The sequence below is a fragment of the Vibrio sinaloensis genome (assembly GCF_000808535.1).
Taxonomy (GTDB): Bacteria; Pseudomonadota; Gammaproteobacteria; order Enterobacterales; family Vibrionaceae; genus Vibrio; species Vibrio sinaloensis_D.
The window spans coordinates 174218-195234 of sequence record NZ_JWLV01000045.1; the positions used below are offsets into that span (position 1 = coordinate 174218).

Annotated in this window: 20 protein-coding genes; 13 read left to right on the forward strand and 7 right to left on the reverse strand. The window is 47.9% G+C overall.

The genetic code is table 11. The annotated features are described in order from the left end of the window. Nucleotides 1–44 precede the first annotated feature (44 nt). Nucleotides 45–686, forward strand: a complete 642-nt coding sequence (locus RJ47_RS17330; protein ID WP_039485675.1) for a DsbA family oxidoreductase — start codon at nt 45–47, stop codon at nt 684–686. 26 nt (nt 687–712) lie between these two features. Here the strand turns inward: RJ47_RS17330 and RJ47_RS17335 are convergent, their stop codons facing one another. Continuing rightward, entirely contained in the window at nt 713–1615 is a 903-nt protein-coding gene (locus RJ47_RS17335) for a DUF808 domain-containing protein (protein ID WP_039485678.1), read from the reverse strand. Between the two features lie 181 nt (nt 1616–1796). On the opposite strand from RJ47_RS17335, the gene RJ47_RS17340 reads away from it, so the two are divergent. Continuing rightward, nucleotides 1797–2717, forward strand: coding sequence for a M14 family metallopeptidase (locus RJ47_RS17340; protein WP_039485680.1), 921 nt, complete (start codon nt 1797–1799; stop codon nt 2715–2717). Between the two features lie 89 nt (nt 2718–2806). Here the strand turns inward: RJ47_RS17340 and RJ47_RS17345 are convergent, their stop codons facing one another. After that, nucleotides 2807–3595: an AraC family transcriptional regulator gene (locus RJ47_RS17345; RefSeq protein ID WP_038141625.1), complete on the reverse strand. Its 789-nt coding sequence runs from the start codon at nt 3593–3595 to the stop codon at nt 2807–2809. 98 nt (nt 3596–3693) lie between these two features. On the opposite strand from RJ47_RS17345, the gene RJ47_RS17350 reads away from it, so the two are divergent. Together RJ47_RS17350 and RJ47_RS17355 are read left to right on the forward strand one after the other, a co-directional pair. Next, entirely contained in the window at nt 3694–4593 is a 900-nt protein-coding gene (locus RJ47_RS17350) for a DMT family transporter (protein WP_039477013.1), read from the forward strand. A 127-nt stretch (nt 4594–4720) separates the two neighbouring features. After that, the gene (locus RJ47_RS17355; RefSeq protein ID WP_039485683.1) at nt 4721–5632 is read left to right on the forward strand and encodes a GGDEF domain-containing protein; all 912 of its coding nucleotides are present in this window, start codon (nt 4721–4723) and stop codon (nt 5630–5632) included. 51 nt (nt 5633–5683) lie between these two features. On the opposite strand, the gene RJ47_RS17360 is transcribed toward RJ47_RS17355, so the two are convergent. After that, nucleotides 5684–7501 carry a hybrid-cluster NAD(P)-dependent oxidoreductase gene (locus tag RJ47_RS17360; protein WP_039485686.1) on the reverse strand — a complete coding sequence of 606 codons (1818 nt, stop codon included), beginning with the start codon at nt 7499–7501 and terminating at the stop codon, nt 5684–5686. A 225-nt stretch (nt 7502–7726) separates the two neighbouring features. On the opposite strand from RJ47_RS17360, the gene RJ47_RS21070 reads away from it, so the two are divergent. Together RJ47_RS21070 and pyrC are read left to right on the forward strand one after the other, a co-directional pair. Beyond that, entirely contained in the window at nt 7727–7885 is a 159-nt protein-coding gene (locus tag RJ47_RS21070) for a YqaE/Pmp3 family membrane protein (protein WP_005469665.1), read from the forward strand. 158 nt (nt 7886–8043) lie between these two features. Then, nucleotides 8044–9072, forward strand: coding sequence for a dihydroorotase (gene pyrC / locus RJ47_RS17370; protein WP_039485688.1), 1029 nt, complete (start codon nt 8044–8046; stop codon nt 9070–9072). A gap of 50 nt (nt 9073–9122) precedes the next feature. Here pyrC and RJ47_RS17375 read toward each other — a convergent pair whose 3' ends face one another. The 4 genes from RJ47_RS17375 to RJ47_RS17385 all read right to left on the reverse strand — a co-directional run bounded on the left by RJ47_RS17375 (nt 9123) and on the right by RJ47_RS17385 (nt 12825). Further along, nucleotides 9123–10337: an iron-containing alcohol dehydrogenase gene (locus tag RJ47_RS17375; RefSeq protein WP_039485691.1), complete on the reverse strand. Its 1215-nt coding sequence runs from the start codon at nt 10335–10337 to the stop codon at nt 9123–9125. A 102-nt stretch (nt 10338–10439) separates the two neighbouring features. Then, nucleotides 10440–10589, reverse strand: coding sequence for a hypothetical protein (locus RJ47_RS21345; protein ID WP_005469480.1), 150 nt, complete (start codon nt 10587–10589; stop codon nt 10440–10442). Nucleotides 10590–10619: 30 nt separating this feature from the next. Next, the gene (locus RJ47_RS17380; RefSeq protein ID WP_005469882.1) at nt 10620–10820 is read right to left on the reverse strand and encodes a hypothetical protein; all 201 of its coding nucleotides are present in this window, start codon (nt 10818–10820) and stop codon (nt 10620–10622) included. 91 nt (nt 10821–10911) lie between these two features. After that, nucleotides 10912–12825, reverse strand: coding sequence for a methyl-accepting chemotaxis protein (locus tag RJ47_RS17385; protein ID WP_039485694.1), 1914 nt, complete (start codon nt 12823–12825; stop codon nt 10912–10914). A gap of 378 nt (nt 12826–13203) precedes the next feature. On the opposite strand from RJ47_RS17385, the gene RJ47_RS17390 reads away from it, so the two are divergent. The 7 genes from RJ47_RS17390 (at nt 13204) to RJ47_RS17420 (ending at nt 21011) form a co-directional block, all read left to right on the forward strand. Then, nucleotides 13204–14160 (forward strand): AAA family ATPase, encoded by a 957-nt coding sequence (locus tag RJ47_RS17390; protein WP_038141642.1) that lies wholly within the window; start codon nt 13204–13206, stop codon nt 14158–14160. 8 nt (nt 14161–14168) lie between these two features. Beyond that, the gene (locus tag RJ47_RS17395) at nt 14169–15092 is read left to right on the forward strand and encodes a DUF58 domain-containing protein (protein ID WP_039485697.1); all 924 of its coding nucleotides are present in this window, start codon (nt 14169–14171) and stop codon (nt 15090–15092) included. Further along, nucleotides 15089–15553 carry a DUF4381 domain-containing protein gene (locus RJ47_RS17400; protein ID WP_038193107.1) on the forward strand — a complete coding sequence of 155 codons (465 nt, stop codon included), beginning with the start codon at nt 15089–15091 and terminating at the stop codon, nt 15551–15553. Before RJ47_RS17395 ends, RJ47_RS17400 begins: the two co-directional genes overlap by 4 nt. Next, nucleotides 15554–16522, forward strand: a complete 969-nt coding sequence (locus tag RJ47_RS17405) for a vWA domain-containing protein (protein WP_005469642.1) — start codon at nt 15554–15556, stop codon at nt 16520–16522. After that, nucleotides 16515–18425 (forward strand): VWA domain-containing protein, encoded by a 1911-nt coding sequence (locus RJ47_RS17410; RefSeq protein ID WP_039485699.1) that lies wholly within the window; start codon nt 16515–16517, stop codon nt 18423–18425. The genes RJ47_RS17405 and RJ47_RS17410 overlap by 8 nt, the downstream gene beginning before the upstream one ends. A 2-nt stretch (nt 18426–18427) precedes the next feature. Next, on the forward strand, nt 18428–20059 hold the full coding sequence (locus RJ47_RS17415) for a BatD family protein (RefSeq protein WP_052237988.1): 1632 nt from the start codon (nt 18428–18430) through the stop codon (nt 20057–20059). 166 nt (nt 20060–20225) lie between these two features. Beyond that, complete coding sequence (locus tag RJ47_RS17420; protein WP_039477026.1) at nt 20226–21011, forward strand: substrate-binding periplasmic protein; 786 nt, start codon at nt 20226–20228, stop codon at nt 21009–21011. Nucleotides 21012–21017: the final 6 nt, after the last annotated feature.

Consider the following 21017-nt stretch of genomic DNA (forward strand, 5'->3'; position numbering starts at 1 on the left):
AAGACGAGGCTATACTGATAGATAAGTTAAGTAAGGGAAGCACAATGAACAAAGTTCGTATTGATATCGTCTCTGATGTGGTTTGCCCATGGTGCATCATCGGCTACAAACGTTTAGAGCAAGCCTTGATGACACTGTCTGATAAAGTGGAAGCCGATATTAACTGGCACCCTTTTGAACTCAACCCAGCAATGGGCGTAGAGGGGCAAAATCTCAAACAGCATTTACAGGAAAAGTATGGCACCAACGATGAAGCGAGTGACGCCGCTAGGCAAACATTGACCCAACTTGGGAGTGAAGTCGGATTCCCATTCCATTTCACTCCGGATATGCGCATCTACAACACGCGCAAAGCACACCAGTTGCTAATGTGGTCATCGAGCGAAGGGAAACAGTTGGAGTTACAACTCGCACTTTTCCACTGCTACTTCACCGACAATCAAGATATCGGAGACGAAGATGTCTTGATCCAATGCGCTCAAAGCGTCGGTCTAGACCCAAGTGTGGCCGAAGAGGTTATCCGTGATGAAGGCTGGGCAGAGAGTGTCGCCACCACGGAGCAGCAATGGCTTGAAGCCGGAATCAACGCCGTGCCCGCGATTATCATTAATCAAAAGCATCTGATCTCAGGGGCGCAAACAACTGAACTCTTGATTTCAGCGTTACGACAAATCACACAAGAGTAACAAGGAGAGCATTGGCTCTCCTTAGTTTATCGGTTTTTAACTCGCCCAATCAGCCACCAAACAGAGACCACGACCAAGCCAGCGACCACGCCAATCAAGCCATTTAATAAGCTAGGAAACAGCGCTTTTGCCAAAGATATATTGGGAATGTCCATGATAATCGGCTCTATCCAGTGGTGAATCATCGGAACGTTGTGGACCACAATCCCACCACCAACAAGAAACATGGCCGCTGTACCGACGACCGCCAGCACCTTCATCAGTTTAGGGGCAAAAGCAATCAAGCTTCGTCCGACTTTCGCCATCGCCCCTTTACCTTGGCTTCGGCGCTCTAAGTAAAAACCAAGATCATCGAGCTTAACGATACCCGCAACTAAACCATAGACACCGATCGTCATCAATACCGCTATTAAGCTCACCACCAGCACTTGGGTAAGTGTGGACTGACCTTGCACTGTCCCTAACGCAATCACAATGATTTCCGCTGAAAGGATAAAATCGGTTCGAATTGCACCGGCGATCTTTCGCTTCTCATACTCTTCAATGGATAACTCATTGTCCAGCTGAGCGCTCTCTTGATCGGGATGCTTACTATGAAACAGCTTCTCAATGATCTTCTCTGCACCTTCAAAACACAGAAACAAGCCGCCAAGCAATAGCAACGGCATAATCAGCCAAGGGACAAAAGCACTAATCAATAGCGCCGCAGGAACCAACACGAGCTTGTTGCGAAATGATCCTTTCGCCACACTCCAAACAACGGGGATCTCACGCTCTGCAGTCACGCCCGATACTTGCTGTGCGTTTAGCGCGAGATCGTCTCCGAGTACTCCGGCAGTTTTCTTTGCCGCGACTTTCGACATTAATGCAACGTCATCAAGAACGGTTGCGATATCATCCAACAAGGTTAAAAGGCTTGCACCTGCCATAAGTCCACTCTCATAAGGACCATCAATCAATGTAAGCAAATGTAACACTAGAATTAGAAAGGACAAATCAAATTGACGCTAAGACAGGGAAAAACTGGCCATACTTACCGCCTAGTGATTGCGAGACTGCGCATTGCGCACTATGCTGTGGCGATATTTTAGTAAACTCAAAGGCAAGGTAATGCGCAGTTCTTACACCTACCCTATCGGCACCCCAGGACAAAAATGGGGAGATGCGGAACGAATCGCTTGGCGTGAACAAACCACCATCAAACGCGAATACCAGCAAGAAGTCGTGCCTAAAATTGAAGCGCTAGCTGAACGCTTTAATGTTGAGCAATATGGCGAGCTCTCTTATGACCCTGAGCGCTACCCTCTTTTGTGCATCAAAAGTAAACAATGGGACGCAGCGAAACCGGCGGTTTTGATCACAGGCGGCGTCCACGGCTACGAAACCAGCGGCGTACATGGCGCTCTGCTGTTTGCTGATGAACAGATGGAGAAATATAGCCAGCATTTCAACATCATCATCGCTCCCTGTGTTAGCCCTTGGGGATATGAGACCATCAATCGTTGGAACCCACTGGCCATCGATCCAAACCGTTCTTTCTACGCAAACAGTCCTGCTGAAGAGTCTGCAAACCTAATGGCTCTTGTTGCGACAATTGAAGGCGATGTGCTGGTTCATATCGACCTGCATGAAACAACGGATACAGATGAGAGTGAGTTTCGACCAGCGCTCGCCGCAAGAGAGGGTATCGAATACATCGAAGGCATGATTCCTGATGGCTTCTACACCGTGGGCGATACGGAAAATCCACAACCTGAGTTCCAAGCTGCAGTGATTGCATCGGTGAGCAAGGTCACACATATCGCACCTGCCGATGAGCAAGGCGAGATCATCGGTTCACCGGTTGTGCAACATGGCGTGATCAATTACCCGATGGTGAAACTTGGTCTGTGCGGAGGCGTCACGACCTGCACTTTTGGCACCACAACCGAAGTGTATCCAGATAGTGACAAAGTCACCGACGACGAATGCAACCGCGCGCAAGTCGCTGCGATCGTCGGTGGACTGGATTTTGTAATAGAGCAGCTCTAGCGATCAACTCACTACAACAAAGGCGCAGACAATATTGCGCCTTTTTTGGTTTCTAACGAACGTACCTAGCCTGCGCTTTAACCAAACAATTACAGCAGTTTGTTTTTGTACTGCTCTGGTGTCTGCCCAGAGTACTTTTTAAACATGGCAATGAACGGACTCGCTTGGTTATAGCCTAAGGTGAGCGCCACCTCTTTCACCGAATGACCTTTACGCAAAAGATCCATCGAATAGAGATAACGAACACGCAACCGCCACTCCGTAAAGCTCATTCCGAGTTCAGATTGGCAATGGCGCGCGAGCGTACGCTCCGTGGTGTGAACGTGCTCGGCCCACTCTGATAGGCTGCGGTTGTCGATGGGGTTTTCTTCTACCGCCGCCAATATCGTCGCCAGATACTTATTGTCCGTAGATGGAAGAAAGTGATGCTGCGTATCCCGAGTAGCGAGTTGATCAAGCAGCACTTGAACCAATCGCCTATCCTGCTCAGTCTGCGCCACATTGATCCCACGTTGACGAAAATCGTCAATAATCGCCGACACAATCGGCGTCACTTTGATCAAGCTTGTACAATCAGGAAAATTCGTGGTGAGGGTATGATCGATGTTCAACGAACAATAGGATAAGGGTTTTCGGTTATAACTTGTGTGTTTTACCCCCGCGGGTACCCAAATCGCCAGATGAGGCGGCGCGAGAAATCGAGTATCTTCCGCCTCCATCTCTAAAATGCCACCACTGATCAATTGCACCTGTCCCCACGGATGGCTGTGCATTCGGGTTTCTGTGTTGGACAAAAACGCCTCAAAATTCATAAATACATCGGATGGTGCTTTATCGATTGATAAAGACGGATGAAGATGTTTCGCTGACTTTCTCAAACTTGTCTTCCTACAACGCCTAATGTCTTTTTAAAGATATTTGCAATCATATAGACCTGTCACACTAGTTTCCATCAAAATAACGCGATGGCAATCACATGGTTTACCTGTTACCCCTCATTACCGTTTTCATTTGGGGCGGAAATGCAATCATTAACAAGATGGCGTCTGAGGTCATTGAACCAAGCTCAATGGCTTTTTACCGTTGGCTACTGGCAATTGCCTTGTTGACCCCTTTTTGCCTCTCGAAAGTGATCAAGCAGTGGGGAGTCATCAAGCCTTACTTGGCAAAAATCGCGTTTTTGGCATTGCTTGGCATGGTACTTAACCAGACCTTAGCGTACTACGCCGGATTAACCACCAGCGCATCAAACATGGCACTGATTTCATCACTAGTCCCTTTACTCAGCGTTTTCCTAAGCGTGCCATTATTGGGTAAATCCATCTCACCTTTAAGCATCATAGGGGGCGTTTTGGCGCTCGCTGGGTTAGCGCTGATGTTAGGTCAAGGTGATGCCACCTTCTTCTTGCATAACTCTATTTCGTTTGGTGACGGACTGATGGTGATCACCGCAGTATGCTACGCCGCTTACTGTGTCCTGCTTAAGCGCTGGAAAATGCCAATCTCGAATTGGACTATGGTTTACATGCAAGGCGTATTGGCATTGTTGATGCTCACCCCGCTCTGGTTAACCAGCGATCAACTACTGCCGGCCACCGAATCTTTACCACTCATCGCGTATGCGGGCGTTGCGGCGTCGGTTCTTGCACCTTGGATGTGGGTTAAAGCGATTGACATCATAGGCGCAGATTCAAGCGCGATGTTTATGAACCTGATGCCGGTCGTGGCGATAACCCTTGCAGCAACGTTACTGGGTGAAACCATTCAACACTATCACCTGTTTGGTGGGTTGATGGTGATCTCTGGCGTACTACTTTCTCAGTTAAAACTCAAACGTAAGACACAACAAACGCTGCAAAACGTTAACCAGATATAGGTAGTTACTGACAATTCAGTATATGGTTAAAGGGCGAGCTAAAAATGTACTTTATAATTAGATAAGATTGTTAGTTGCGCAAACGTCAGTAAAAATGGGCTAGACCTCACTCACGTTGGGAGGTTTTATGATAGAACTGGAGCGCATTGAAGACATCTACAACCATGACCACTTCACACTGCATGAAGTGGTCTTGAATGAAATAGGCTCTTACGTGTTCGTCAAGAACCGTCATGGAGAGTACCTATACGCCAATCAACTCACTCTGGAGTTATTCAACACTGACCTCGAAGCGCTAAAAGGGAAAACCGATCATGACTTTTTCGATCCCGAGCTGCTCGACGATATTCTAACCAGTGACCGAACCGTGTACGAAACAGCCAATACGGTCATTCGCGAAGAACACACCAAAGCGATTCCCGACGGCAAACTTCGCATCTATCGAGCCATTAAAAAGCCCATTATTTGCATCAACACGAAGAAAGTCATTGGCTTAATTGGCGTCTCAACTGACATTACCGATTTGGTCAACATGCGGGAGAAATTAGCCGAACTCGCCAATACCGATGAACTTACCAAACTGTGCAATCGGCGTAAGCTGTGGCAGTTTTTTTCCAGCGCTTACCACCAAGCGTCTGAGTTAAATACGCCGCTGTCTTGTATCGTTATCGATATTGATCATTTCAAAAAAATAAACGACGCACACGGACACGATTTTGGCGATAAAGTGATTGTCGAGCTGGCTGATATTATTCGTCGTAACTTGCGCAGTACTGACTGCTGTGGCCGAATTGGCGGTGAAGAGTTTTTGATTGTATTAAGTAACACATCTGCACAAGGTGCGCATGATATTGCTGAGCGCTTACGGATGAACTTTCAAAACTCGCCGCTCAATCATATGACTGCTCCGTTTACCATTTCATGCGGAGTGACTGAGCTCACCCCCGAAGACTGCGATTTTTTCGCGTTGTACCGACGCGCCGATCAAGCGCTTTATGATGCGAAACACAACGGACGCAACAAGAGTGCGATCCGCTGATTATCGAGATGAAAACGAAAAGCGCCTCAAAAAAAGAGACGCTAACCTTCGTTAGTTAACGATATCAAGGTCCGTTTCTGGGACGCAGCAACAAGCTAACGCGACCCCCATATTGCGCTCTTCCTCGGTGATAGCTGGCACATCAGGTTGATGCACTTTCCCTGACTCTACCGTCACCTTACAAGCGCCGCACAAACCCGCACGACAACTGTTTGCGATGGGTAAACCAGCATCTTCCGCTTGTTCAAGCAACGTTTTTTGGTTGTCCCCTGTAAACACATTGCCATTTAACGAAATCGTGACTGACTTGTGCTCTTTCACGGCGACAGTCGCCACGCCAAATGCTTCTTGGTGATAACAAGACTCAGGCAGCCCCTGTCTTAACAGCAAGTTCTTCGCTTTTTGCATGAAGCCATCAGGACCACACACAAACACCTGACGCTGATCTGGATTTTTAATTTGCTTGAGGTGAGAAAGGCTTAATCTTCCTTTCAAGCCAAACCAGTCTATCGGCGCTTGGGTCAACGAGATAAACACAGTCAATCCTTGATGCTTGCGCTTTAACTCATCCAGCTCTTCTTTATACGGAATGTCTTCCACACTGCGACATTGATGGTAGAACACGACATCATTGACTTGGTCATGATCTGAAAGATAACGAAGCATAGACATCATCGGTGTGACGCCACTCCCAGCCGACAGCAACAACATCGGTAAACCTTGCTTATTGCCAATATGAAAACGTCCATCAGGGTCTTCGCAGCTCAATGTATCGCCGACTTGGAAGTGGTCGGCTAGCCAGTTAGACACGCGACCACCGTTAACTCGCTTAACAGAGATGGCCAAACGACCAGGTCTTGATGGACTAGATGACAGCGTATAGCGACGCGCCATTTGCTCACCGTCAATCTCCAACGTAATCGGCAGATGTTGACCCGGTTGATAAATCGGCATGTCTCCATGCTGAGGCTCTAACCAAAATGTGGTGAAATCTCGGGCGATGTCTTCTCGCTCGACACACGTCATTAGGTGGCGCGCCGGAGAATTGTCTTCGTAGACCTCTTTCTCTTTATACTCGAGAACCTCGACTTGATCGCCCTGGCGAATCATCCCTTCATTCTTCGCCACTAAGTTCTGACCAAAGAAAACGCCGCCCCGTTCGTTCGCTCTGAACTGTGACAAGGTACTTAATGGCTCTTTGGACGCACGAAACTCGCCTTTCTCAACGTCTACCGTCGTCAAAACGCAGCGCTCACAAGGCTTTACCGCTTCAAACTCGACTTCACCAATGCGAATTCGCTTCCAGCTATCTTCAACAAAAGGTTCGCTGGCACTGACCACCAAATTAGTACGAAATTGGTCCATCGAATGTGTCTCTGAACTGCGTCGGTTCAACTCATCCAATGACGCTTCGCTAATCACCAACAGCGGATAACCATCCGCAAAGCTCACGTTATGTCCGAGCTTTTCCCTGACACGGTTCGACTGTTCACCTGTAAACAGCAACTCCACACGCTGGCCAAGCACTTCACTGAACCAATCATCCGCGTCATCCGTCGTTGTGTAAGCAATAAAATTGTCTTTCCAGACCTGAGCTGGCGCCTCTTGCATTTTAAAGTCTTGATAACGCAAGCGCAGCGGCTCGTATCCTGCAGCGGTAAAAATCAACCCGTCTGGTGTCAATGTTGAGGTAACCAGCACCATTTGAGGGTATTTACGCGCGGTCACCATAGAACCATCAGAAAGGGCAAGCATAAAGCGGCGATCAAAGGCGAGACCTTGCTTTTCCACCCATGCAGAAGAGAGTGAGATACCACCAACAGATTTAACCGGAAAAACATTGATTTGAGAAAGAGTTGAAGCTGACATTGCTAATCCTGAGCTTGTAATAATTTGGCTATATTATACTCATCTCGACTCGACTGTCTTGGAATAGATAATTCCCTTAGATTGTCGTCATTGTTTTGTACAGATAAGGTTTGCGTTTCAATCTATCTTAAGTTTGAGACAGCATTGCTTTCTCTAAACAAAAAACACCAAATATTTAAAAAACTCTATAGTGTTGTTATCTATTCTATCAACAAGGAAACTCCTATGAACAAACTGGTCATGATTCTACTTTGTATCTTCTTGCCGCCACTCGCGGTATTTCTCGACAAAGGACTCAATAAAGACTTCATTATCAACCTCGTGCTAACGATCTTTTTCTTTCTGCCCGGCAGCATCCACGCGTTGTGGCTTACGATGAAATAATCGAGTAAAAGTCCAATGATTATTTGCGCCCGCAAAAAAAGGGATGAAATACAAAGCTGATTGCTCTATCATCCTGTCGCCTAAGCGTAAGCGTTTGCTTTCACAGTTTTCGCTGGCTTGGGCTCCAATCAGACAACTTACTAATGGTGGGAGCAATAATGACAACACTTACGATCACACGTCCTGACGACTGGCATGTTCATCTTCGTGATGGCGACGTTCTAAAGGATACCGTGCGAGATATTAGCCGCTACAATGGCCGCGCGCTAATCATGCCAAACACTATCCCACCTGTGACCAACACTGAAATGGCGCTTGCTTACCGTGAACGTATCATGGCAGAAAAACCAAGTGCGCAGTTTGAGCCTCTTATGGCGCTCTACTTAACGGATAACACAACGCCAGACGAAATACGCAAAGCGAAAGAATCTGGCGCTGTTGTTGCGGCTAAGCTCTACCCTGCGGGGGCAACAACCAACTCCGACTCTGGTGTGACTAACGCAAAAAATATCTACCACGTGCTAGAGGCAATGCAAGAAGTCGGCATGCTACTGCTCGTGCATGGCGAAGTGACTCACCATGATGTTGACATCTTTGACCGTGAAAAAGAGTTCCTTGATACGGTTTTAGCGCCGATCGTCAATGATTTTCCAAATCTAAAAATTGTTTTAGAGCACATCACGACCGCAGATGCGGCAACGTTTGTGAAAAACGCGAACGACAACGTGGCAGCAACGATCACCGCTCATCACCTGCTGTTCAATCGCAACCACATGCTGGTTGGCGGAATCAAGCCACACTTTTACTGCCTCCCTATTCTAAAACGCAATACTCACCAAAAAGCACTAGTTGAAGCCGCAACGAGCGGCAGCAAAAAGTTCTTCCTTGGTACTGATTCAGCGCCACATGCGAAAGGCATGAAAGAAGCGGCTTGTGGCTGTGCGGGTTCTTACACGGCGCATGCAGCGTTAGAACTTTACGCAGAAGTGTTCGAGTTGGAAGGTAAACTTGAGAATCTTGAAGCGTTTGCTAGCCATAATGGCCCAGATTTCTACGGCGTGCCTCGCAACACAGATACCGTAACGCTTACCAAACAAGAGTGGCCAGTGGCTGAATCTATGCCATTTGGCAGCGACATCGTTGTGCCGATTCGCGCAGGCGAAACCATCGGTTGGGTGGTTAAATAGAAAACCAATCTTGTAAATAGTTGAAAGCCCCTTAGCCATGCTTGGGGCTTTTATTTATTTACGGCGACCGCCAAAATCAACTGCTCACACTCTTCTTGCTGCATATACTTGGGCACAGGGTAATTCCACCTCGCTTCATGTAAAGATTGCTTCGCCAATTCCGTAACATGCTCTTGCAAGATTTGGTCAAAACTTGACGGCAGATCAAGCTGCTTCTGTAAACGCTTAACATACTCAACCAACGCTTGCGCCTTTAACGAGTCTGAGACATGGCTGTCGGTCAACGCCAACGTATCGGCCAACTTCGCCATTCTTTCTTTTGCCGCGCACTGAGAAAACGCGAGTACGTGCGGCAGTACAACCGCATTTGCTAACCCATGAGGAATGCCGTATTTCGCCCCGAGCGTGTGAGCAATCGCGTGAACATACCCAAGACTGGCTTTGGTAAACGCGAGACCCGCATAGTAAGAAGCCAGCGCCATGTTCTGCCGAGCTGTCGCGTTTTGGCCAAACTTGACCGCTTTTTCGAGGTTTTCATCAATCAAGGTAATAGCCGCTAACGCGTAGCGATCGGTTTCTTGAGTGGCATTGCCTGAAAGATAAGACTCAATAGCGTGGGTTAATGCATCCATGCCCGTTTGCGCAGTAATATGCGCTGGTAACGCGAGCATCAAACTTGGGTCCAGAGCTGCTGCAATTGGCACAAGTTTCGGGTCCATGATGGGTGTTTTTTGGTGAGTATCAGGATTAGACACCACGGCAGCAACGGTCACTTCTGATCCTGTGCCTGCCGTTGTAGGAATGACAAAGATTGGAGCAGGTGCCTTCCATACCTTGAGCAAACCGACCAAACGTCGAATCGGTTTATGGTTGGTTGCACAAGCAGCAATCACCTTCGCGCAATCGATGGGAGAGCCGCCACCAAGTGCCACAACAGCTTGGCACCGATGCTTTCGATACAGAGACAGCCCGGCTTCCACGTGATTGTATGTCGGGTCAGGCTCAACACCATCATAGATATCGCAGTGCACGCCGACACGTTCAAACTCAAACGCGAGCTTTTTCGCTAAGCCGAGTTTTACGATCCCCTTGTCTGTCACAATCAGCACTTTTTTGATGTCCATGATAGAGACACTGTGGCAAAGCTGTTTAAGCGCTTCTTTGCCCAAGAAAAGGGTCGGTTTGGAGATGGGAAGCACTTTGGCTGCCACTTTTAGACCCAACATGTAGGCTCGATGTAGCCAGTAATAGAGCTTTTGTTCCATTATCTGTCTCTTTGTGATGAGGGATATACTGATAGCCTAGTCTTTACAAAGAGTTATCTCTAGTCTTGAAGCAAAACTTTTGTCGATAGTTTGTACGCAAGCCTAAAACTGGGCAATGAGCCGACTTACCCAAGTAATTTCACCGAAAGCGATAAGGTCGTATAGGGTAAAAAATACCGCACAAATCACGGCTAACTTAATCAATCGATAAACAATAAACATTTCTGTCGTCCAAATAATAAAAGCCGCCATTGGCGGCTTTCGAAATGCAATCACGACGAATTAATGAACAGGTCTGTCGTTCTTCGCGTAAAACTTACCAAAGTACTGTTCAAGTACTTCTGGAGTGAGTTTGCCTTCTGCCTCAAGCTGTTTTAGCTCTGCTGCAATCGCCTTTTGCTCGTCAATTGTTGGCAGCGCGACTTCTGGCTGGTCACCCATTTCTTGAGACATTTGCTCTAGTTCTTTCTCGAAATCACTCATGATTCAACGACCCTATATTTCAAACTTACCTAAAAATAATGGGGCTAAGTGTAACCCACTTAGCCCCATTTTTTCTAGCTTGGCGTGCAGTTTACAGTTTAAAACTGCCAACCATACGATCAAGACGCATCGAGAGATCTTTCAGCTCAGCACTTGCTGCCGCCAGTTCTTCTGCCGTGCCCGTGGTCACTTCGTTGATTGCGTTAATCTCTTCGATATTTTGGTTGATGGTATGAACAACCGTTGACTGCTCTTCGGTCGCCGTTGCCACTTGCGTGTTTCGATCTGAAATATCATGAATACGCTCAGAAATAGAGATCAATACTTCCACCGCTTCATCGGAAGAGGAAACGCCCTCACCCGTTACCGCTTTACCTGCTTCCATCGCGGTTACCGCATCTTTTGCGTCGCTTTGCAGCTGGTTAATCATCTTCTGAATTTCTTCGGTAGAGTCTGCGGTGCGGCTAGCAAGGTTACGAACCTCATCCGCAACCACCGCAAAGCCTCGACCTTGCTCACCAGCACGCGCAGCCTCGATAGCCGCGTTAAGTGCAAGCAGATTGGTTTGCTCTGAAATGTCACGAATTACGTCTAAGATTGAGCCAATATCCTGCGTGGTAGACGCTAGCTGTTCTACAACTTGCCCGGTACTCTCAATGTCGGAAGCAAGTCGACTGATGGCATCTTTGGCTTTGTTGACCACATCTTGACCCACTTGAGTGTTGTCTGATGCTTGTGAAGCCGTTTCAGCAGCGGTCGCGGCATTCGAAGCAATCTCACTGATCGTTGCGCCCATTTGGTTAATCGCTGTCACTACTTGGATAGTTTGATCGCGCTGCATCTGACTGTTGTTGTGCGTAGTGTGGGCTTTGCTTGAAACCCCATCCGCAGCCGACTGAAGCGCACCACTGGTCGATGCCACTTCTTTCATCGATTCGTGAATCTTCTCGATAAAGCCGTTGAAACCTTCCGAAAGCTGGCCAATTTCATCGCTGCCTTTCACTTCGATACGCTGAGATAAATCACCGTCGCCTTTTCCTAGGTCACTGAAACGTTCTGCAATCGCTCGAATTGGGCTCGCAATGCTGTTGGCAAGGAAGATACCCATAAAGATAAACAAGCCAGCTACCACAACCGTGGTTACCATCATTTGCTTGGCAACACTGTTTAGATCGGCGAACACTTCATCGACAGGTACGACACCCACGACAAACCAGTTCATTGAAGGAATGTAAGTGCTAGCAACGAACACGCGCTGTCCATCTGAGTCTGCCTCGATGAGGTTAAAACCTGATTTACCTAATAGATCTGCCGATTCACGACCAAACAGCTGAGACAGAGAAGATTTTGCTTTGCTGCTGTCACGGTGGATTTGCACCTTACCTTCCGCGTCTGTCAAAAAGACATAACCGGTTTTCTCAATCTTAAAGCCGTTTAGCAAAGAGACCATATCGTCCATCGATTTGGACAAACCGGACATAGTCAACCCATTGGTTAGCTGGAAGTTGGCGAACATTTTCACATCGCCATTCGCCTCTTGGAAAATACTGACTGACGTTGGTTTACCTGACTGCGTAAAGCCAAAGAACCAACCATCTTGTTGTTGGTTTAGTTGGCGTAAGAAGCCGTTTTGATTCCAATAGTATGCGGTGTTTCGGTTCGCGACAGACGCATCATTCAACTGATATTGACTACGTACGTTATTGAGCTCTTTCACCAACAAGGCTTCGGTTTGCGCATCAATGGAGGTGGTATTGACCGCTTGCTTAATAAATTCGTTGTTCGCGACTTGTTCTGCCGCTAGCAAAAGCTGCATAACTTCGCGGTCAATCTGTGCATTGATTTGCTCAAGCATTGACGGGAGTTCGATGTCGATAAGACGATGTTCAAGAACGCTTCGCGCTTGTCGTTGCGCCATAACACCAACAATAATGGTGGACGCTAGTACAGCGAAGGTAATCCCTGCAACGACCTTTTGCTTGATACTAATGGAGTTAAATTTCATTGGTTCTCTGCCTTCTGAAAGCAATGGTTGTAAATGTTTGGCCTTCACACTGACGACATTCGCCGATGCTCTCCCTACGTGAGGCCTGTCCAATCTTCTAAGTATATCGACGTTTTGACACATTCCTTTACTAATTTGTAGTTAACCGGACATTTTTCCTGCAAAACTTTGCTATCTAGTTTGAGATTTGTGATTTCACTAATGAAATATTGTTTCTCTAGATTTTAGCCCCATATCTTAACCTGCTGACCGATAAGGCTTTATCGACATGGCTTGTTCTTATTGATGCTTTTATCGCCAAGTGAGGTAAAAACACCTTAAGGGACGGAACTTTTCTAAGTTGCAAATCACTAAGTGAAAAAATGAGGAGAAAATGGAATGCAATCACAGGCACTTTTACAGCTAAGAGAGTACTTAAACAGCCAAGTTATTGGTCAAAGTGAATTGGTCGAGCAATTGTTGGTCGCACTGTTGGCAGATGGCCACATCTTAGTTGAAGGGCCTCCTGGCTTAGCCAAAACTCGCGCTGTAAAATCACTCGCCGACTGTATTGAAGGGGATTTTCACCGTATTCAGTTTACCCCAGACCTCCTCCCCGCCGACCTAACAGGCACGGATATTTATCGCCCTGAAACTGGCGAGTTCACCTTTCAAGCGGGTCCGATCTTCAATTCGCTCATTCTGGCTGATGAGATCAACCGTGCTCCTGCAAAAGTACAAGCAGCCATGCTCGAAGCGATGGCAGAAAAACAGATCACTGCTGGGCGCAAAACCTACACCTTGCCAGCGCTCTTTTTGGTGATGGCAACTCAAAACCCGATCGAGCAAGAAGGCACCTACCCACTCCCAGAAGCTCAGTTGGATCGCTTTTTGATTCACCTTGATGTCGACTACCCAGACGCAGAAAGTGAATTGGCTATATTGCGCCTAAATCGAGGCGAAGCGAAAGGTGACAGTAGCGCTAAACCGCCAAGATTGAGCCAAGAGGATATTTTTGCTGCGCGCCAAGAGGTGCTGAATATTCATATGGCTGACACGATTGAGCAATACATCATTCGCTTGGTTATGGCGACTCGCCAACCGTCGCAGTATGACGATACATTGAACCAATGGCTTGAAATGGGTGTCAGCCCGCGGGCGACCATCGCCTTAGACCGCTGCGCTCGTGCTCACGCTTGGTTAAACGGACGTGATTTCGTCTCCCCTGAAGATGTCCAAGCGATGGCATTCCCTGTCTTGCGCCACCGTCTGCTACTCAGTTACCAAGCACAAGCGGAAGGGATACACCCGAATCAAGTCATCAACAAGATTTTATCGTTAGTCGGCAGCGCATAGAGGTGAGTATGACACCAGAACTCGCGCCTTACAGTGATGGCGTTAACCTCAACTTGGATGAGTTGCTTTACTACAAGCAGCAATGTGTCCAATGGTTGCCCCCCGCCAAAAGTCTGTGGTCACAGATGCTTGGTCAACACCAAAGCCGACAACTGGGTCGGGGCATGGATTTTAGTGAGGTTCGCCAATACCAAAGTGGTGATGACATCCGCGCGATTGATTGGCGAGTAACCGCTCGCACCGGAAAACCTCATACCAAGCTGTTTACTGAAGAACGAGAAAAGCCAATAGTGCTCTACCTTGATTTAAGTGCAAGTATGCTATTTGGTTCTCAGTTAATGCTTAAATCGGTCCAGATGGCGCACATGGCGAGCCTAATCGCTTGGCTGAGTGTCTCTGCGCAAGACAGGGTTGGCGCATTGTTGGATTTGGGAAACCAACTTATTGAGCTAAAACCGACATCGCGTAACAAAGGGGCATTGGCGATTGCCCAAGCCCTAGTGACGTATCATCAAGCTCAACTTACCGACCCCAGCAGCGCTGATGAAAACATGGCCAAAGGGCTTCAAGCCTTGGCGCGCATGTGTCCGAAAGGCAGTGAGATTGTCCTGTTAAGCGACTTCATTCGACTCAGTGAAGAAGATCAAAACCTGCTTCGCCGTTTGGGTCAGCATAATCGGGTTCGTCTGATTCAAATCTGTGATCCACTTGAGCAAGGCATTACGGCTTTTCGTGGCACAGAACAAGTATCAGACAGACACACAACACGTTGGCTCGACTTTTCATCAAAGAAAACGCGCCAAGGTATTGAGTCTGCCTTCAATCAACAGCAGCAGCAACTCAAGCTCCTTGCCCATCGCTTGGGCATGAGTTTTTCGACGCTCTCTAGCGACACTGCGCTTATTCACCAGCTACATGGATTTCAATCATGAGTACAGATACTCAAGCCTCACCACTCTCACTCCAACCTCTGCATTTACCAGAGGCCCCAGCTTGGTTTCCACTCGCATGGGGATGGTGGGCAGTTTTTGCAGCAGTCCTTTTATGCTTGCTCGTTATGTGGCTACTGCTGCGTTGGAACAAAAAGCGCCTTGCGCCCAAGAAAACGGCTTTGCGACTGTTAACTCAAGGAACTAAACCGTCAGAAGCGATTGAACTCGTTAGGCAAGCGGCTCTTTGTTACTACCCTCGTGAAGAGATCGCTCAGTTAACCGGACCAACTTGGTATGAGTTTTTAGACAGTCAACTCAAGGCACCGCGCTTTACCCCCAATCAAATGCAATGGCAGCAGGCACTGTACAGCAAGCAGCCGATCTCTAATGGCGATGAACTGCTCCAAGATTGCAAAGATTGGGTAGAGCAAGCACTGCCACCAAAAAGAAGGAGAACATAGTTGGCTAGTTTTGATCTTGTTTGGTGGTGGAGCTTATTGCTACTGCCTTTGCCACTGGTCATTTACTACTTTGCGCCAGCGGCTAAACATCAATCACCCATTTATCTGCCGTACGTTCCTAGTCACGGGCAAGGAAACGCGCCGAAAAATGGGCTGGCAAAAATCATCGCCGCCATTGTTTGGGTTGCCCTGCTTGCAGCAATGGCAAGACCCGTCTGGTATGGAGAGCCTGTCACTACTCAACCGAAGCATCGAGATTTGATGTTGGTCCTCGATCTTTCTTACTCCATGAGCAAGGAAGATATGCTTGATGATGGTGACTACGTCGATCGCCTCACCGCGGTAAAAAAGGTCGTAAGTGACTTCGCAAGCAAACGAGAGGGAGATCGCTTGGGATTGGTCTTGTTTGCCGATCACGCCTATTTGCAAACCCCTCTGACTCTCGATAGAAAGACCATCGCCGAGCAGGTCAATCAGTTGGTATTGCGCTTAATTGGGGAAAAAACGGCCATCGGTGAGGGCATTGGTCTTGCCACCAAAACCTTTGTCGATAGCGATGCGCCCCAACGCGTAATGGTGTTGCTTAGCGATGGTAGCAATACGTCAGGCGTGCTGGATCCGCTAGAAGCCGCCAAGATCGCGAAAAAATACAACGCAACGATCTACACCATCGGCGTGGGCGCTGGAGAAATGGTCGTGAAAGAGTTTTTTATGACCCGCAAAGTCAACACCGCCCAAGACCTTGACGAAAGAACACTGATGGACATTGCGCAAGTGACTGGCGGGCAATACTTCAGAGCCCGTGACGCCAAAGAGCTCGCGACAATTTACGACACCATCAACAGTTTGGAGCCAATTTCTCAGGCAACACAAACTTGGCGTCCACAAAAAGAGTGGTTTCCACTGCCGCTGAGCATTGCCTTGCTTGGCTTTGTTTTTCTGATCTTATTGAGGAGAAATCATGTCTAATTTCGTTCTCCTTAACCCGATGTGGTTAATCGCATTGCTACCATGGTTCGCCCTCATATTCTGGATAAAGAGTAGAGCGCGAACGCAAACCTTAATCGCGCCCCACCTAGCAAAAGCGATGGGAGTTCAAAGCACAACGCTCAATCGTCGCCGATTCGCGCTCATCGCATTGAGTGGGGTGGTTGCAATAGTTGCGCTCTCCGGCCCTAGTTTTCACGCCCTTGAGCGTCCCAGCTTTGCCAACACCAGTGCCCGTGTCGTCGTGATGGATATGTCGATGTCTATGTACGCCACCGACATTAAACCCAACCGACTCACTCAAGCACGCTACAAAGTGACCGATCTCCTCTCTCACTGGCAAGAAGGGAGCACGGGTTTGGTCGCTTATGCAGGCGACGCCTATATGGTCAGCCCAATGACAAGTGATGCCAACACCATCTCCAACTTGGTGCCTAACTTATCACCTGAACTTATGCCCTACCCTGGTGCGAATGCCGCCAGTGGCGTAAAGCTCGCCATCGAGATGATGCAAAATACTGGCCTCGCGACTGGTCATATCGTATTGGTTACTGACGATATTGATGATACCGAGAGAAACGCCATCGAATCCCTGCTGAGCAACTCAAACTGGCACCTATCGATACTGGGCATAGGGTCTCGTGCAGGCGCGCCAATCAAACTGGACAATGGCAGCCTAATGACGCTAGACAACGGCCAACCTGTTGTTGCGAAATCCAATTTTACCAATATGCAAACACTGGCTTTCGAGACGGGTGGTCAATTTGTTCCCGTGCAAGTTACCAACAATGATGTGTTGCAAATTGCTCGCTCCACATCCCAAGTCGATGAAACAAGTGCAACCAAAAGCGATCAAATGATTGAAGAGAGAATCAATCAAGGATTTTGGTTGATTCCGCTGCTGATTATTCCAGCGTTGATGATGTTCCGAAGAGGAATCTTCTTTGCGGTTGCTCTGGCAGTTCTGCCACTGGCTCACTCACCGTCGGCCCAAGCGAGCCCATGGTTAACCAAAGATCAGCAAGCAATGCAGCATTTCGAAAACAAAGAATACCAACAAGCCGCAGACTTGTTTGAGGATCCGAATTGGAAAGGCATTGCCCAATATGAGTCGGGCGACTACCAAGGCGCAGCAGAAACCCTCGCGCCACTCTCTAGCCCACAGGCAATGTACAACCGAGCAAATGCCTTTGCTCAACTTGGAAACTATCAAGATGCGATTGACCTCTACGAATCGGTTCTAAAACAAGAGCCCGATAATCAAGACGCACGCACCAATTTAGAGCGAGTAAAAGAGCGCCTGCAACAGCAACAGCAACAGCAACAGCAACAGCAACAGCAACAGCAACAGCAACAGCAACAGCAACAGCAACAGCAACAGCAAGGCGATTCTAGCCAGTCACCTGAACAAAACAATCAAAATGCTCAGCAAAACCGTTCCTCTTCAGAGCAGGAAGAAGGTCAACAAACGCCTTCTGAGCAGCAGTCGAATCCTGAGCAAGCCTCTGACACAGGTGAGCCACAACAGCAATCGACACAAGGGGAAAAAAACCAACCTCAACAAGGTGAGCAAGCGCAAGATGGCCAAGATGGCATGCAACAAAGCAAGCCAAGCGGTCAACAAGAAAATAAGCCACAAGGTCAACAAGAGGACAGTGAGCAAAGCCCTCAATCGCAGGCTCAACCCTCAACCAACGAGCCGCAAACAGACTCTGACGCTCTTGCTGCCGAGCTCAGCCAAGATAACCAACAACCGATTGATCCCGAGTTGAGAAAACTCCAGCAAGTGGAAGCTGCTAGAGATCCCAGCCGTTTGCTGCGAGCGCAAATGCTGCTACAAGCACAACAAAAACAACCACCACAACAAACAGGTAAGAAATGGTAATGATGAACCTCAACACACGCATTTTTATCAGCTTACTCGCCACCTTACTCGCGTTGGTGAGCGCTCCGTCGTCTGCCTCGAACATTTGGGTGACGGTCAGCAAAAACAAAGTGGTTAAAAACGAAGTGTTTCAACTGCGTATTGTGGTTGACGAAAAAGTCGACTCAGATGAGATTGACTTTAGCGTATTAGAACAAGACTTTTATGTCGGTCGCCCTAGTTTTGGCACCTCACTTAATATTATCAACGGCAGCCGCACAACGAGGAGCGAGTGGAACGTGTCTCTCGCCGCTCAGCGCTTAGGTATCACCCAAATCCCGTCATTTTCAGTCGAAGGTGCGCAATCTGATCCTATCGCCATTGAAGTAAATATGGACAGTGAAGCGCCAAAGGCTAGCGATCTTGTCGAACTGCAGAACACCCTCAATAAACACACTCTCTATCCAAGTGAGAGCGCTCTGCTCAAAACGCGATTGATCATTAAAGCGGATCCAAGACGGCTGCAAAACCCAAGCGTGCTTCCTCCGAAAGGCGAAGGGTTAACGTTGGACGCAATCGGGGAACCAAATCAGTACCAAAGCGTTTTAGACGGTGTTGAGGTGACGGTTCTCGATCAAAGCTACCGTATCACCGCGGATAAGCCCGGCGACTTTGTTCTCTCTGGGATTGGCTTTGCAGGTAGCGTGATTGTTGGCGACAGTCGTAGCGGCACCACCAAACTAGTGTCAGCAAACACTGAGCCAAAAACCTTCACTCTCAAGGTCCACGCGATCCCAGAGAGCTTTCAAGGGCACTGGTTGCCTGCATCCAAACTATCAATGACCCAACGTTGGATGGACAGTGAAGGCAACGAGCTCACCTCCACAACTCTAGACACTAAAGTAGGAGACTCCATTAGCCGCGAGATTACCCTTGATATTCAGGGGCTTTCTAGCGAGCGCTTCCCCGACATCAAGGTCAACTACCCAAGCTCTGTGCGTCTGTATCAAGAAAAACCGCAGTTTTCCGCCTTGGGTGACGACGTCACGCGTATGACAGTCAAGCAGGTGTTGATCCCTCAGCAGCAAGGAAACATTGATCTCAACGCAATTCAACTCAACTGGTGGGATAGCCAAAAAGAAGCCGCTGCAACGGCAAACATACCAGGTATCACGCTAAATGTTGGTCCAGGAGAGCAAATCAATACCGGTGAACCAGTTTTACTCAATACACCGCAATTGGCGCAAGAGACAGTAACGATTGTTGACCGAGGCTATTGGCCTCACGCGACAGCGCTGTTTGCCTCTCTTTGGCTGATGACTATTGCATGGTTATTGAAGCTGAAACGAGCCCCGCGCCAAGCTCAAGGCACCTCGCCAAAAGCGCAATCGAGCCTCGACTCATTGATGGATGCGATTAAAGCTCAAGACTTGGTTCAGGTCGGTTACCGCTTCAATCTTTGGTGGTCAGAAATTCAAATCAAAGATGACGATTTAAAACGCCAAATCGATTTAGAGCTTGAGGCAATGAACCAAAGCCAATACTCATCAAGCAGCGTAACTTGGGACAGTCGCCAACTTGTACAACTCATCAAAAAGGCGGAAAAGTCTCGAAGTAAGACGACGCATAACACTGACAAATTGGCAAAACTCTAAACCCAGTTAGGCGGATTAGCACACGCTTCGTGACTAATCCGCCCCTACTGTAATCCTCGCCACTCAATCCTTCTTTTTTCTACTCCTCTTTGCAATCGCACCTATACTACTAAAGCCATCACTAAACTTTTGACTTATGCCTACCACGACTTGAAGGAGCGTCACCATGGGTAAACTTGGATTACTTTTCGTGTTATTCATTTGCCAAGCGGCCTCTTTCTCAACGGCAGCAAAAGAGCAGTCGATCATCTTTTTAACTGGCGAGTGGCCTCCATACACATCGGAAAAGATATATGGTGGCGGTCTTATAACGGAAATCGTCAACGCAACCATTGAAGAAATGGGGATAGAAGCACAAGTCCAATTTGTACCTTGGGAACGAGGAGAAAAGTTGCTTAAAAGTGGCGACGCTTTTGCGTCCTTCCCTTATGCAATCACTCCCGAGCGGCAAGAGGCGTTCTTATATTCTGAGCGACTTCTAGAGAACCCATCTGGAAAATTCTTTTTTAAAGTGAGTAACCTAGCAGAAAAACCACAGATAAAAACCTTGTCTGACTTCAAACCTTATCGACTTTCTCTCTTGGCAGGGGAAGCGTCTGAAGAAGCATTTAAGGAAGCAGGCGTTAAAATAGAATCCGTCATCAGTGACGAATTCAACATTCAACGTTTATACAAAGAGAGAGCAGATTTTATTCAAATGGACCCCGTATTGGGTTGGTACCTGATTGAGCAACTTTATCCCAACGAGGAACACCTGTTTGATACGTTGGATATCACCTTCCAAGAGCTCATTGGCCAGTCAGGCAACCCTGATTGGGATTCGTACCTTATGGTCTCTCCTTCGTATCCCAATTCAAAAGCGCTGCTTGAACAGTTCAATGCGGCTTTAGAGCGAGTGATAACGTCTGGTACTTACGATCGAATCTTAGGAAAGTATTCATTGGAATACTAAGCTGAT

What these genes read in the sequence shown, in the direction of transcription:
- RJ47_RS17410 (WP_039485699.1), top strand. Translation starts at nt 16,515, where the DNA reads ATGTCTAATTTCGTTCTCCTTAACCCGATGTGGTTAATCGCATTGCTA.
- RJ47_RS17400 (WP_038193107.1), top strand. Translation starts at nt 15,089, where the DNA reads ATGAGTACAGATACTCAAGCCTCACCACTCTCACTCCAACCTCTGCAT.
- RJ47_RS17385 (WP_039485694.1), bottom strand. Translation starts at nt 12,825, where the DNA reads ATGAAATTTAACTCCATTAGTATCAAGCAAAAGGTCGTTGCAGGGATT.
- RJ47_RS17360 (WP_039485686.1), bottom strand. Translation starts at nt 7,501, where the DNA reads ATGTCAGCTTCAACTCTTTCTCAAATCAATGTTTTTCCGGTTAAATCT.
- RJ47_RS21345 (WP_005469480.1), bottom strand. Translation starts at nt 10,589, where the DNA reads ATGGCGGCTTTTATTATTTGGACGACAGAAATGTTTATTGTTTATCGA.
- RJ47_RS17420 (WP_039477026.1), top strand. Translation starts at nt 20,226, where the DNA reads ATGGGTAAACTTGGATTACTTTTCGTGTTATTCATTTGCCAAGCGGCC.
- RJ47_RS17395 (WP_039485697.1), top strand. Translation starts at nt 14,169, where the DNA reads ATGACACCAGAACTCGCGCCTTACAGTGATGGCGTTAACCTCAACTTG.
- RJ47_RS17375 (WP_039485691.1), bottom strand. Translation starts at nt 10,337, where the DNA reads ATGGAACAAAAGCTCTATTACTGGCTACATCGAGCCTACATGTTGGGT.
- RJ47_RS17355 (WP_039485683.1), top strand. Translation starts at nt 4,721, where the DNA reads ATGATAGAACTGGAGCGCATTGAAGACATCTACAACCATGACCACTTC.
- RJ47_RS17415 (WP_052237988.1), top strand. Translation starts at nt 18,428, where the DNA reads ATGAACCTCAACACACGCATTTTTATCAGCTTACTCGCCACCTTACTC.
- RJ47_RS17335 (WP_039485678.1), bottom strand. Translation starts at nt 1,615, where the DNA reads ATGGCAGGTGCAAGCCTTTTAACCTTGTTGGATGATATCGCAACCGTT.
- RJ47_RS17340 (WP_039485680.1), top strand. Translation starts at nt 1,797, where the DNA reads ATGCGCAGTTCTTACACCTACCCTATCGGCACCCCAGGACAAAAATGG.
- RJ47_RS17350 (WP_039477013.1), top strand. Translation starts at nt 3,694, where the DNA reads ATGGTTTACCTGTTACCCCTCATTACCGTTTTCATTTGGGGCGGAAAT.
- RJ47_RS17330 (WP_039485675.1), top strand. Translation starts at nt 45, where the DNA reads ATGAACAAAGTTCGTATTGATATCGTCTCTGATGTGGTTTGCCCATGG.
- RJ47_RS17380 (WP_005469882.1), bottom strand. Translation starts at nt 10,820, where the DNA reads ATGAGTGATTTCGAGAAAGAACTAGAGCAAATGTCTCAAGAAATGGGT.
- RJ47_RS17390 (WP_038141642.1), top strand. Translation starts at nt 13,204, where the DNA reads ATGCAATCACAGGCACTTTTACAGCTAAGAGAGTACTTAAACAGCCAA.
- RJ47_RS21070 (WP_005469665.1), top strand. Translation starts at nt 7,727, where the DNA reads ATGAACAAACTGGTCATGATTCTACTTTGTATCTTCTTGCCGCCACTC.
- pyrC (WP_039485688.1), top strand. Translation starts at nt 8,044, where the DNA reads ATGACAACACTTACGATCACACGTCCTGACGACTGGCATGTTCATCTT.